The sequence below is a fragment of the Chryseobacterium sp. AG363 genome (assembly GCF_003610675.1).
Lineage (GTDB): Bacteria > Bacteroidota > Bacteroidia > Flavobacteriales > Weeksellaceae > Chryseobacterium > Chryseobacterium cucumeris.
The window spans coordinates 1,512,244-1,525,868 of sequence record NZ_RAQF01000002.1 but is presented as its reverse complement, the minus strand read 5'-3'; the positions used below and the strand labels follow the sequence as shown (position 1 = coordinate 1,525,868).

9 protein-coding genes are annotated in these 13,625 nt (G+C 38.4%); 6 read left to right on the top strand and 3 right to left on the bottom strand.

Annotated elements, in window-relative coordinates:
* Window position 1: 1 nt before the first annotated feature.
* The 3 genes from DEU39_RS06825 to DEU39_RS06815 form a co-directional block, all read right to left on the bottom strand.
* Window positions 2-1,216, bottom strand: a complete 1,215-nt coding sequence (locus DEU39_RS06825; protein WP_120231384.1) for an acetyl-CoA carboxylase biotin carboxylase subunit family protein — start codon at window positions 1,214-1,216, stop codon at window positions 2-4.
* A gap of 141 nt (window positions 1,217-1,357) precedes the next feature.
* A complete protein-coding gene (locus DEU39_RS06820; RefSeq protein ID WP_062675070.1) occupies window positions 1,358-2,773 on the bottom strand; it encodes a M17 family metallopeptidase in 1,416 nt (471 codons plus the stop codon).
* A 91-nt stretch (window positions 2,774-2,864) separates the two neighbouring features.
* Entirely contained in the window at window positions 2,865-3,986 is a 1,122-nt protein-coding gene (locus tag DEU39_RS06815) for an alpha/beta hydrolase (RefSeq protein ID WP_120231383.1), read from the bottom strand.
* 199 nt (window positions 3,987-4,185) lie between these two features.
* Between DEU39_RS06815 and glgB the strand changes: the two genes are divergently transcribed.
* The 6 genes from glgB (at window position 4,186) to DEU39_RS06785 (ending at window position 13,607) form a co-directional block, all read left to right on the top strand.
* On the top strand, window positions 4,186-6,132 hold the full coding sequence (gene glgB / locus DEU39_RS06810) for a 1,4-alpha-glucan branching protein GlgB (protein WP_183037384.1): 1,947 nt from the start codon (window positions 4,186-4,188) through the stop codon (window positions 6,130-6,132).
* 3 nt (window positions 6,133-6,135) lie between these two features.
* Entirely contained in the window at window positions 6,136-7,542 is a 1,407-nt protein-coding gene (locus tag DEU39_RS06805) for a glycogen synthase (RefSeq protein WP_120231381.1), read from the top strand.
* A gap of 4 nt (window positions 7,543-7,546) precedes the next feature.
* On the top strand, window positions 7,547-8,083 hold the full coding sequence (locus DEU39_RS06800; protein ID WP_147367558.1) for a hypothetical protein: 537 nt from the start codon (window positions 7,547-7,549) through the stop codon (window positions 8,081-8,083).
* A gap of 14 nt (window positions 8,084-8,097) precedes the next feature.
* A complete protein-coding gene (locus tag DEU39_RS06795) occupies window positions 8,098-9,366 on the top strand; it encodes a glucose-1-phosphate adenylyltransferase (RefSeq protein ID WP_062675062.1) in 1,269 nt (422 codons plus the stop codon).
* A gap of 258 nt (window positions 9,367-9,624) precedes the next feature.
* Window positions 9,625-10,665: an SRPBCC domain-containing protein gene (locus tag DEU39_RS06790; protein WP_120231379.1), complete on the top strand. Its 1,041-nt coding sequence runs from the start codon at window positions 9,625-9,627 to the stop codon at window positions 10,663-10,665.
* A 125-nt stretch (window positions 10,666-10,790) separates the two neighbouring features.
* Window positions 10,791-13,607 (top strand): 2-oxoglutarate dehydrogenase E1 component, encoded by a 2,817-nt coding sequence (locus DEU39_RS06785; RefSeq protein ID WP_062675058.1) that lies wholly within the window; start codon window positions 10,791-10,793, stop codon window positions 13,605-13,607.
* Window positions 13,608-13,625: the final 18 nt, after the last annotated feature.

The window sequence follows — 13,625 nt, the reverse complement described above, 5'->3', positions numbered from 1 at the left end:
GTTAAGAACTCAATTTATTACCTTTCGGAGGCAGAATATTCAGCATATCCGCATGAATCATTTCAGCAGCAGAATCCAGCCTGTCCTGTACAACAGAGGCGTCTCCGGATTTATAGACAATTCCGACATGATAGTCTATCGGAAGAAATTTGACAACTTCTTCGCATTCAAAACTGCTGTAATTCGGTTCTTTATCTTTAATCAGGGCAACGATCAGACCTGAATAATAGCCTGTGGGGGGAGAAACGCTGTAATCATTTCCTCTAAGAAGAGCATCTTCAATTTTGGCCCATTCTCTCCAGATATTGATTCCGCTTGACGCTTCAACCAGGTCCGGAATATGAGCACCGCCAACCCTCGATGAAGTTTCAAGGAAATACCATTTTCCATCTTCTTTTCCACGGATAAATTCTGTATGGGTGGCTCCGTTGATAAGTCCGAAGTTGGAAAGAACTCTGGCATTTATATCTTCCAGTGCCTTAAACTCCTCGGAATATCTTCCTAATGTTTTGGATCTGAAAACCCCGCCTTCGTGAGAAACCTGCATAGGAGGAGCAAGATATTTTGAAGCAGAAGTAAAAACAATTTTTTTATTAAAAGTAAGGCTGTCTACATGGTAAACGTCTCCGGGTTTAAAACTTTCCAGTAAAAAAAGATGGCGTTCTTCTCCCAGTATTTCCAGGGCTTCAAGAAGCTGTTCTTTGGAGGTTATTTTCTTAATGCCCGATGCTGATGCTTCAGACCTTGGTTTCAGTACCCATGGAGCAGGAACGCGGTCTGTAAATTCATCCACTTCGTTATCATTGAACACAGCGGTGAATTCAGGAACGCTGATCCCGGAATCCTTTGCTTTTTGCCTCATGGCAAGTTTATCTCTGAAATACCGGTGGGTTGTCTGTCCCATACCGGGAATACGGAAGGTCTCTCTGATTAATGCGGCTTTTTCAACATCATAATCATCCAAAGCCACCACAGCATCTACTTTTCTGGTCTTCATCAGGTGGGAAAATCCCTGAATGAGATGCTCTAGATTCCATACGGAAGGCTTGAGCTCGGGCATATAGAATGTTTCATCAATCGCGTGCCAGGGCCAGTTTTTTTCTTTGAGATTTTCGGAGGTTACAAGGATGATTTTATTGCCGAGCTTCTTCATTTCGTCCATAAAATCGTAGCCTTTGTAATAGCACGAAATACACACAATAGTTTTCTTCTCCATATAATGTTTTTTAATATTTAGTGAATTTTCAAAAATAAAAGCATTTATATATTATTTTATTAATATCAAAAAATAAAATATTGTGCGTTTTTGAAAATCCACTAATCAATTATACAGAGTTTTTTTGTAAAAAACTAATTTTTAGTGATAATTTTCAATTAAATTCACCAGGAGCTGAACACCAAAACCTGTTGCTGCTTTTTCTTTTGCATAGCCCACACTTCCAAAGGCTACTCCTGCAATGTCTAAGTGCGCCCATTTAGGATGGTTCTCAATGAATTGCTCTAAAAATTTTGCAGCAATAATACAGTCTCCCACAGGCTTTAGAGAGATGTTTTTTATATCGGCCACATCAGACTGGATATCATCTTTCCAAACATCCCATAAAGGAAGATTCCAAACCCTCTGATTGGTCTGGTCACCGGTTTTGATTAAGTTGTTTTTCAGTTCCTCGTTATTGGAGAACATAGCAGCACAGGTATCTCCGAACATTCTCACTGAGCTTCCCGTTAAGGTAGCCAGGTCAATAAGGAAATCAGTTTTGTAGTTTTTAGAAAGATAAGACAAACCATCTGCAAGAATTAATCTGCCTTCTGCATCAGTATCAAGTACTTCAATTGTTTTTCCGTTGTAGGCTGTAATCACATCACTTGGAAGCAGGGCCTTTTCAGAGACCGCATTATCAGTAATAGGGAGAACAGCGACGATGTTTACAGGAAGCTGCATTTCTGCGGCATAGATTAACGTTCCCAAAACAGCCGTTGCTCCGCCCATATCGGACTTCATATAATGCAGATTGGCAGAGCTTTTTATTGATATTCCTCCTGTGTCAAAGAGAATACATTTTCCTACCAGACCGAAAGTCTTGGCATTTTTCGCTGTCGTTTTATACTCTAAAATAGTGAAGGCTGCATCGTAAGCACTTCCCTGGTTCACAGAAAGATATGCGCCTAATCCAAGTTCTTCACATTTCTTTCTGTTAAAAGCAGTGTATTTTAAATCATATTTTTTAGCCAGATTTTTAAGGTATGCGCTTAAGATATCCGGTTTTTTAAGATTGGCTGGTTTGTTAAGCCAGTCCTGGCAGGCAGTTTGCCCGTTAACCAATGCTTCTGCTTTCTGGCTGATATGATCTAATTTTTTCTGGCTTAAATTTTCAAAGTGCAATTCAAATTTCGTATTCCAGAAAGCGTGTTTTTTATCAAAAGGGTAGTTGTAAGTTCCTGTTAAAAGTCCTTTTACAAACTCCTCGAACTGCTTTTCATTCAGGAAGTCAGCAAGGGCTAATGTAGGTACGGCCAGCAGTTTTTCTTTCTGTGTCTGTGAAAATTTAGCCGCCACCTGCTGGATCTCGAAATTTTGTAAGGCGGATTTTCCTAATCCAATGAAATACGTAATTCCTTCTTCATGAGCATTGACAAAAACTTCATATTTCTTTCCGGTGAAAAAATTGGAAATGTTTTTGTTGAAATTTTTACTGGTTTTCGTCCATTCTTCCTCCGTAAACAGTTGGAAAACCTGAGTGTAATTTTTGTTTTTTTTATTGATTAGTTTCATAAATAGATGTTATAATTTCTAAATTCATAAAGAGTGCCGCCTTCATTTTGTCCCTGTCCGGCTTACATTTTCTGCAGTAGTTTTTATGCATTTAGTTTCTGATGCTTTTTTGTTGTGGTTTTACTTCTACAGGATTTTCTGTGTTGTCATAGAACAGCCATTCTATAGCCCTTGGGAACTCCTGAGACCAGTAAAACTCATTGTGGGTGCCTTCAGGATTGATATTGGTTTTGAATTCAAAATCAAAAAGCTTTTTCTCTTCCCATCTTTTCAGATATTCTTCAAAAATATGAATTCTTTTGACCATTTTAGAACCTTCCTGGCCGCCGCCGTAGAGATAGATCTTCGTTTTAAACGGAACCCGGAAATTCATCATCGGAAAGTTGTTATTGGGTTCTACCCATAGAGAAGGTGAGAATATCAGTAGTTTGGAGTACACTTCAGGATAAAGAAATCCACTATAAATACTGATCAATGCTCCTAATGAACTGCCTCCGATTCCGGTGTTGTCACGGTCTTTTTTGGTTCTGTAATTTTCGTCCACAAAAGGCTTTAAAGTATCTGCAATAAAACGGATGTACTTTTTTCCTTCAGAACCGTTGGCTACATGATCATTATCAAAAATATATTCTTTAATTCTTTCCTCGCTGCCATGTTCTATCGCAATGATGATAAGATCGCCGCGCCCGTATTCAGCAAGGATGGATAATTTTTTGTCGATTTCCCAATTCCCGAAACCGCTTCCTTCATTGAAAAGATTTTGTGCGTCCTGAAGGTATAAAACTGGATATTGTTTATCCGTTGTATGATAATCATAAGGAAGCAGTGCCCAAATCTTGCGGTAACGGTCAAGCTGCGGAATGTAAAAATTTTCGGAAATAACTTCTGCTATAGGATAATATTCTTCTTTGAACGGTCCCCAGTTCAGTCTCCATTTGTCTACAGAGTCGGACGTTTTACCAGCAGATTTTTTCGCTTTCCGGTTGGGAGTGATATTTCCATATTGATCCAGTTCTACGTTTTCCCAGCCTCCTTTTGTGAATTTGTATTCAATATCATCAGGAAGAAGCTGATCTTCGATTTCTATAAAATAACCGGAAGGATCAATTTGTTTAAGCTGGAAATTATAATCTTTGGGATTCCAGCTATTGAAATTTCCCGTAATAAATACCGGTCTGTCGTCTTTTTCTGCTGTATAAAGTTCAAACCTCATCGTTGTGTTTAATAAAATATTGATGTTAAATTTATAAAAAAGATTGTTTTGAAATCATAAAAAATGTGAGTTAAAAAATGATATATTTGATAGATAGACAAAACATGAAATGATCTTGATAATTATTTGATGAATAATTCATCGCTATTGTCAGTATTTTTCGTAGTTTCAGGGAAAATATAAATATAAACTGATCTTGATGAATTCTGTTAAGACCTACACGCTTTTCACCGATCATGATGTGTATCTTTTTAAAGAAGGTAGGCATTATAAGCTGTATGGTAAATTTGGAGCACATTCTGCAGAAAAAGAGGGTGTAAAAGGCGTATATTTTTCCGTATGGGCTCCTAACGCAAAGAAAGTTTCCGTGATCGGAAATTTTAACAACTGGAATCATAAAGATCATATTTTGTTTCCACGATGGGATGAATCCGGGATTTGGGAAGGATTTATTGAAGGGTTAACCTGGGGAACATTATATAAATATGCTATTGAAACGCAAGGAGGCGAAATTCTGGAAAAAAGTGATCCCTATGCGTTGAGCTGGGAACAGAATATTCAGGCGGCTTCCCTGGTTTCCACCACCTGGTACGAATGGAATGATCAGGAGTGGATGGATAACCGCTGGAAAAAAAACAGGCTGGAAGCTCCGCTATCGGTATATGAATTACATTTAGGTTCCTGGGTAAGAGAAGAGGATCAGCCCCAGCGTTTTTTAAACTATAGGGATATTGCGAAAAAGCTCGTTCCTTACATCAAAGAAATGGGATTTACCCATGTAGAATTCATGCCCGTGATGGAGTATCCTTACGAGCCGAGCTGGGGATATCAGATCACAGGTTTTTATGCAGCAACCTCGCGCTTTGGCTCACCACAGGATCTGATGTTTCTTATTGATGAACTTCATAACAATGACATAGGCGTTATTCTGGATTGGGTTCCGTCCCATTTTCCGGGAGATGCTAATGGGCTTCACCGATTCGACGGTTCTTATCTGTATGAGCATGAAGATCCGAGAAAAGGCTTTCATCCGGACTGGAAATCGCATATTTTTAATTACGGAAGAAATGAAGTGAAATCCTTTCTGATTTCAAATGCCATGTTCTGGCTGGATCGGTATCATGCTGACGGATTGCGTGTGGATGCCGTGACTTCAATGCTTCATCTGGATTATTCAAGAAATGAAGGGGAGTGGGAACCTAATATATATGGAACCAATGTGAACCTGGAAGCGAAAGCCTTTCTACAGGAATTTAATACAGCTGTCTACAAAGAATTTGGAGATAATATCATCACCATCGCGGAAGAAAGTTCAGATTTTCCCATGCTTACAAAACCTGTTCATGACGGCGGTGTAGGATTCGGAATGAAATGGATGATGGGTTGGATGCATGATACACTGGATTATTTCAAAGAAGATTTTATTAACCGTAAATTTCATCATCATAAACTGACCTTCGCTTCCATGTATATGTATAATGAAAATTATATGATGCCTTTGTCACACGATGAAGTCGTACACGGAAAAGCAAGTCTTATTTATAAAATGAAAGGGGATGAATGGCAGAAATTTGCCAATCTCCGTACCCTGTATGTATATATGTATACCCATCCCGGAGCCAAGCTGCTTTTTATGGGCGATGAATTCGGGCAGACCAGTGAATGGAATTTTACAAGAAGCCTCGACTGGCATTTGCTGAAATATCCTGTTCATAAAGGAATGCAGGAAATGGTGAAGGAACTGAACCACTTGTACCGGTCAGAAACTGCCTTTTATGAAAATCAGTTTGATAGGAATGGTTTTGAATGGGTGGAAGCAGATGATCTGGAAAACTCGGTGTATGTCTACCTCAGAAAAGGAAAAAAGAAAGAAGATGTCCTGATGGTAGCTTTAAACTTGGCACCCAACGTATTGGATTATAAAATCGGGATTCCTGCAGGCACCCACTGGGAAGTTGTTTTGAATTCCGATGATGAAAAGTACAGTGGAAGCGGAGTGGAGCCTGAAATCCTGGAAGAGAAGTATGAAGAGTGGAGAGGATACACCAAAACAATGACCGTGAAGCTGCCGCCATTGGCTGGAATAGTTTTACGTCAGAAAAGAGATAAAAAATATAAATTACACAGAATTAAACATAAGAGATAAAGAATGGTTATTTATCATTTAAGTACAGAATGTTATCCCGTAGCAAAAGTAGGCGGTCTGGCAGATGTGGTGGGAGCGTTACCAAAATATCAGAATAAAATAGCAGGAGTAGAAGCCAAGGTCGTAATGCCGTGGTACAACAAATCCTTTGTATATGATCATGAATTTGATCTGGTTTTTGACGGATTTATTCATCAGGCAGCCAATATGCTGCAGGTTCAGGTATTGAAAGAGAAGACCAATGTTCTGGGATTTGAGCTGTATATGGTAAGAATTCCGGGATTATTAGACAGGGACAACCCTTATGGGTACCAGGATGAAAGCTTCCAGTTTCTGGCTTTCCAGCATGGCGTTTTGCATTGGCTTTCTGCGATGAAAATCCGTCCTGATGTACTGCATTGCCATGATTATCATACCGGTCTCGTTCCTTTTATGGTAGAAAACTGCTATGAATTTGAATTTTTAAAAGGAGTAAAAACAATAGGAACTATTCATAATGGCGAATATCAGGGCATGATGAGCTGGAGTATGGCACAGTATATGCCTTCTTTTGATGGGTACAAATGGGGACTGATGGATTGGAACGGACTGATGAATCCTCTGGCCAGCATGATTAAATGTGCTGATGCTTTTACCACTGTTTCGGAAGGATATCTTGAAGAACTCTTTATCAGCTTCCGCGGACTGGAAAGCCTCGTTCGTCAGGAATTCGGAAAGGCATATGGAATCATCAATGGTATTGACACAGAAGTCTGGAATCCTGAAACCGATCCGATGCTTGATTTTAATTTTAACAGTACCAATGCAGTCGCTCAAAAGAAAAAAAATAAAGAAAATCTCTGTAAAGAATATGGATTAAAACCTGAACTTCCTTTATTCGCATTTATCGGAAGATTCGCAACAGAGAAAGGAGCAGATCTGCTGCCGGATGTTGTATGGAGAAGCATTAAGCAGAGTTATGGCGCTTTAAATATTATGATTCTCGGATCAGGGAACACCTATATAGAAAATAAACTGAAAGAATACGATTATACGTACACCAATTTTGCATTGGATCTCGGATATAAAGAGCATCTTTCCCATAAGATATATGCATCGGCAGATTTTCTTCTGATGCCTTCAAGAGTAGAGCCATGCGGACTGAACCAGATGTATTCTATGAGATATGGCACCGTTCCTGTGGTAAGATATACAGGAGGGCTCAGAGATACGGTGGAAGATATTTCAACCGGTGGAGCAGGACTGAACTTTACTTATCCGGGTGTAGATGATGTTGTACATGCCATGAACAGGGCATTGGCGATTTATAATCAAAAAGGAGTTATGGAAGATCTTATCCATGCCAATATGAATTTTGATTTTGCATGGGAGAAATCTGCAGAAAAATACATAGCTTTATATAATAGCTGATAGAGTGAAGATTTTCGGATTTCTTTCTGTGATAATGTTTATGCTGTTTTCATGTAAAGAAGACAGAGGAAGCTATCATGGAGGTTATTATTGGATCTATGGCTACGGTCTTCCGGCAACGGAAAGGTATGAAGCGATGGCTGCTATTTCCGAAAAATGGAAAATAAAGCATTACTCTGTAGGTGGTTGTCTGGTAGAGCCTGACGAGATGAAGAGAATAGATGCTATTAATAAAAGGACTTATAATGCCATAGAAAGAAAATATGGGAAAGGCTGGAGAGAAAAGTATCGTAAAGATGTTGACGGCTTTGTAATGAAGAGTGCTGATGTGATGGATGTACTTATTACAAATCCGTTCTTCAGAAATGAACTTAAAAAATATAATATTGAAATCTATAACCTGGATAAAGAGGTTTTAGTATTGAATGATAAAGATGAGTTTCGGGTGACTGTTTATAAAAACGAACTCCAATATGAAAACAAAGAATGCTTTAAAGTAGCAGTAAACACTAAGAACAGAACAGTAAACTTAATAAAATAAAACGCAAGATATTTATGAATCGAAATGTAATCTCTATTGTTTTAGGAGGAGGCAGAGGAACAAGATTATTCCCGTTAACGTATACGAGATCCAAACCGGCTGTTCCTATTGCAGGAAAATACAGACTGGTAGATATTCCTATCTCAAACTGTCTGAACTCAGGATTGAATAAAATTCTGGTGTTAACGCAGTTTAATTCTGCTTCTCTCAATTCACATATTAAAAATTCTTATCACTTTGACATCTTCAGCAAAGGCTTCGTTGATATTCTTGCAGCCGAGCAGAATGTGGAAAATGACAGCTGGTATCAGGGAACAGCAGATGCTGTCCGCCAGTCGATGAAGCATCTTGAAAAATATGATTATGATTATATTCTGATTCTTTCAGGAGATCAGTTGTATCAGATGGATTTCAGGGAAATGCTCGACTTTCATATTGAAAACGGAGGTGATCTTACCATTGCTACCATTCCGGTTAATGCAAAAGATGCTACAGGTTTCGGGATCTTAAAATCTGATGATGAAGGAAATATCACTTCTTTTTATGAAAAACCGGATTTTGACACGCTGTCAGGCCTGAAATCTGAAGTTTCAGAAGAAAATAAACATACCGGAAAAGAGTTTCTGGCTTCCATGGGAATCTATATTTTCACTAAGAATATCCTTAAAAAGATGTTTGATGAAGGAGCTGGTGATGATTTCGGAAAAGATATCATTCCGAGTTCTATCGGAAAATACAAAACATTAAGCTATCAGTACGAAGGCTATTGGACGGATATCGGAACCATAGAGTCTTTCTACGAAGCGAATCTGGACCTTTGTCTGGATCTGCCGCAGTTTAACCTTTTCTCTTCATCACCGATCTATACCAGAGCAAGAATGCTTCCACCGTCAAAAATCAATGGTTCCTATGTAAGTAAAGCTGTTTTTGGGGATGGATGTATCATCATGGCAGATAAAATTGAAAATTCCGTGATCGGAAACAGAACCAGAATTGACAAGGGAAGTACCATCGTAAACTCCTACGTTATGGGAGCAGATTTCTACCAAAACACAACGGAAATTGTTCTGAACGACAGAGGTGGCCGTCCTAATATGGGAATTGGAAAATACTGCTATATAGAAAAAGCAATCCTTGATAAAAACTGTTATATTGGAGACAATGTGAAAATCATCGGTGGAAAACATATTCCGGATGGTGATTATGGGACGTATTCCGTACAGGATGGGATTGTCGTAGTTAAGAAAGGAGCTGTGATTGCTCCGGGAACACACATCGGGTAAGAGAAAGGAAGTTGGATGCTGGAAGATGGAAGTTATTGAAGGGCGGAGTAACGCTACAAATCTTATCATGTAAATTCAGGTTTATAAGGTAAGATGAAATGTTTTAAATCAGAAAACTACTGGTGATCATCCGCCAAATAGTATCCTGCAGTTTCCCTCACCCCGCTTCCAGCCTTTAACAGGGTTAATTATTGTTAAACATACAACTAGAGTGATCAGCATATTGTTCACTCTTTTTATTTGTATTATTTTTGTGCGATGCGTATTTTTAAAATCTTAGCGGTAATCATTATTCTTTTGGGAGGAGCGTATGCTGCTTCCATGTATTATTTTGTAGATGAAAGTAAAAACTTTACGATTGAAAAAGAGATCGACTATCCTGTGGATAAAGTTTTTTCCCAGTTTAATAACCTTCAGAATTTTACAAGATGGAATAACTTTTTTACCAGTTCACCCTCTATAGACATTGATTATTATACGCCTTACGAAGGGCAGGGAAGTGCCATCAGCTATGTAGATCCTAAAAATGATACCGACGGAGAAATGTTCATCAGGTACGAGAACCTTAATAAAACGTTGAAATATCAGCTTTTTGAGGATGAAAATGAAAATCCGACATTGGTTGATGTTAAATTCAAACCTGTTTCTGCAGAAAAAACAAAAATCATATGGTACGTACACACTCCGAAACTGCCGGTCTGGAAAAGAGTGGAAAACTTCTGGACTGAAGACCGTTTTGCTGAAAATATCAATAAAAGTATGGTGAATCTTAAAAACTCTTTAGGTAATAAAGTGGAAAAAGATAACCAGATGGCAGCCATCAAATATGATAGTCTCATGGTAGAAAATGAAGAGGACAAATTGTTGTTGGGGATCAATGTAAGTACCTCAAACAAAAAAGATGCGCTGTACAAAAATATCGTGATGAATTATAACAAAGTCTATAATTTCGTAACGATGGATCTTGGTAAAAGAGATGATGAATTCGGATATCCGGTTCTCATTACTGATGCGGATAATTACAAAGACAAGGAGGTTTCTTATTTCCTCGGAATTCCACTTTCTAAGAAAATAGGAGTGTCTGATAATAATTTCAATTTTAGGTCCGTAAATCCGTCTCAAAATTACGTAATGTACTACAAAGGGAATTATGAGGGACGAATTCGGGCAATCCAGCAGCTCATTCAGAAAGCCAAAAAAGACGAGATGCGCTTCGGAGATATCCGTCAGACCTTTATTGAACGTCCGATGGAAGGTCAGGAGGTAAACGTTAAGCTCTCATTATCAGTGTATAAGTAATTTTTTTTTATTTTATTTTTTCTTAAGTTTTTTTAACGGTTTCAGACTGTTCTAACTCGGTTTTTTTTATTAAATTTGAAGATTAATTCTACAAATAAATTTTAATAAATAGATAAACTGTAATAATGGACAGATTTTCATTCCTAAACGCAGCTCATTCTCAGTTAATTGAGGATTTATACCAACAGTACTTAAAATTCCCGGACTCTCTAGAACCATCATGGAAAGCTTTCTTTCAAGGCTTCGATTTTGCTTTGGAGAACTACGGAGATGACGATAACACTCAATTTATTCAGGCTTCAGCCAATGCTGCCCCGGCAGTTCAACAACAGATTTCTCAGGCAGTATCCAATGGAGAAGTTCCTGAGCATATCAAGAAAGAATTTAAAGTAGTAAACCTTATTGAGGCTTACAGAACGAGAGGACACCTTTTTACAAAGACTAACCCGGTTAGAGAAAGAAGACACTATACCCCTACTTTAGACATCGAAAACTTCGGACTTTCTAAAGAAGATTTAAATACAAAATTCAACTGTGCGGTTGAAACCGGAATGAAAGAGCCTGCTACGCTGGCAGACCTTATCAAGCACCTTGAAAACATCTATTGTGATTCTATTGGGGTAGAATACATGCACATCAACAACGTTGAAGAAAAAGATTTCATCAAAAGATGGCTTCAGGTAAATGAAAACCACCCAAGTCTTTCTGCCAACGAAAAAACAGAAATCTTATTAAAATTAAATCAGGCGGTAGCTTTTGAAAACTACCTTCACACAAAATTTGTAGGACAAAAAAGATTCTCATTAGAAGGAGGTGAAACATTAATCCCTGCTTTAGATCAGCTGATCTCAAGATCTTCTCAGTTAGGAGTAGATGAAGTAGTATTAGGGATGGCTCACAGAGGTAGACTAAATGTTCTTACCAACATTTTCGGAAAATCTTACAAGCAGATCTTCTCAGAATTTGAAGGAAAAGAATTTGAAGAAGATGTATTCTCTGGTGACGTTAAATATCACTTAGGTTCTTCTAAAAAAATCAAAACTGCTTCAGGAGAAGAAGTTTGTATCAACCTTACGCCAAACCCGTCTCACCTTGAAACAGTAGCTGCTTTGGTAGAAGGTATCTGCCGTGCAAAAGTAGATGACAAATACAAAGACTATTCTAAAGTATTGCCAATCATCATCCACGGTGATGGAGCTATTGCCGGACAGGGTATTGCTTACGAAGTGGCTCAGATGATGACTTTGGAAGGATACAGAACTGGAGGAACAGTTCATATCGTTGTGAATAACCAGGTTTCATTTACAACGAACTATATGGATGCAAGATCTTCAACATATTGTACAGACATCGCAAAAGTTACAGAATCTCCGGTAATGCACGTAAATGCTGACGATGCTGAGGCGGTTGTTCATGCCATCCACTTTGCTGCTGACTTCAGAGCAAAATTTGGAAAAGATGTTTATATCGACCTTTTAGGATATAGAAAATATGGTCACAACGAAGGGGATGAGCCAAGATTTACTCAGCCTAACCTTTATAAAACCATTTCAAAACACCCGAATCCAAGAGAAATTTATAAAGATAAATTATTAAAAGACAGCGTTACTTCAAATGATGTAATTGCTAAAATGGAAACGGAATTCAAAGCTCTTCTGGATAAAGATTTTGACGCTTCTAAAGAGATTGAGAAAAACGTAATGGATGTGTTCATGGCTGAAGATTGGGTAAACTATCCAATTGGTAAGAGAGGAGCAGTTCAGTTACCGGTAGATACAAAATATGATTTAGCGAAGCTGAAAGAATTGGCGCTTAAAATGTCTACACTTCCGGCAGATAAAAAGTTCATCAATAAAATTACAAGACTTTTTGAAAACCGTATCAAAGCTATTGAGGCTAACTCATTAGACTGGGCGTTAGGAGAGTGGTTAGCTTATGCAACACTTCTTGTAGAAGGTCACAATGTAAGAATCTCCGGAGAAGATGTGGAAAGAGGTACATTCTCTCACAGACATGCTGTAGTAAAAACAGAAGATACAGAAGAAGAATACATCCCGTTAAGACACGTTTCTGAAAACAGATTTGATGTATTCAACTCTCACCTTTCAGAATATGGTGTACTTGGTTTCGACTACGGATATGCAATGGCTTCTCCAAATACATTAACCATCTGGGAAGCTCAGTTCGGAGATTTCGTGAACGGTGCTCAGATTATTGTTGACCAGTATTTAGCAGCTGCAGAAGAAAAATGGAAAATCCAGGACGGATTGGTGATGTTATTGCCTCACGGTTCAGAAGGACAGGGAGCAGAGCACTCTTCGGCAAGATTGGAGAGATTCCTTACCCTTTGTGCTAATGAAAACATGGTAGTAGCCAATATTACTTCACCTGCCAACTATTTCCACTTATTGAGAAGACAGTTGAAATGGGCGTTCAGAAAACCATTGATCGTAATGAGCCCTAAATCTCTGTTGAGACACCCTAAAGTGGTTTCTCCGCTTGAAGATTTTGCAAACGGTGCATTCCAGCCGGTATTAGATGATCCTGCTGCAGATCCTAAAAAAGTAGAGAAATTAGTTCTTTGTTCAGGTAAACTGTACTTCGAATTATTAGCGAAGAAAGAAGAACTGAACTGTGAAAACATTGCTTTGGTAAGATTCGAGCAGTTATATCCGCTTCAAACAGATGCTATTGAAGCGATCTTCAACAAATATGAAAACAGAAAACAACTGGTGTGGGCTCAGGAAGAACCTGAAAACATGGGGGCATGGTCTTATATCCTGAGAAACTTCAGAGATACAGGAATTCAGGTAGTTGCGCCGGTACCAAGCGGTGCTCCGGCTCCGGGTAGCCACAAAATGTTTGAGAAAAACCAAAATGCAGTGATCAACAGAGTTTTCGACAGAGATGATGCTCCTGCAAAAAGACCAGTAACAGCTTAATTTAAATAATAATCAATT

Excerpts from the sequence above, each read along its gene's own strand:
- glgB (WP_183037384.1), top strand. The coding sequence starts at position 4,186 with ATGAATTCTGTTAAGACCTACACGCTTTTCACCGATCATGATGTGTAT.
- DEU39_RS06815 (WP_120231383.1), bottom strand. The coding sequence starts at position 3,986 with ATGAGGTTTGAACTTTATACAGCAGAAAAAGACGACAGACCGGTATTT.
- DEU39_RS06795 (WP_062675062.1), top strand. The coding sequence starts at position 8,098 with ATGAATCGAAATGTAATCTCTATTGTTTTAGGAGGAGGCAGAGGAACA.
- DEU39_RS06825 (WP_120231384.1), bottom strand. The coding sequence starts at position 1,216 with ATGGAGAAGAAAACTATTGTGTGTATTTCGTGCTATTACAAAGGCTAC.
- DEU39_RS06820 (WP_062675070.1), bottom strand. The coding sequence starts at position 2,773 with ATGAAACTAATCAATAAAAAAAACAAAAATTACACTCAGGTTTTCCAA.
- DEU39_RS06785 (WP_062675058.1), top strand. The coding sequence starts at position 10,791 with ATGGACAGATTTTCATTCCTAAACGCAGCTCATTCTCAGTTAATTGAG.
- DEU39_RS06805 (WP_120231381.1), top strand. The coding sequence starts at position 6,136 with ATGGTTATTTATCATTTAAGTACAGAATGTTATCCCGTAGCAAAAGTA.
- DEU39_RS06790 (WP_120231379.1), top strand. The coding sequence starts at position 9,625 with ATGCGTATTTTTAAAATCTTAGCGGTAATCATTATTCTTTTGGGAGGA.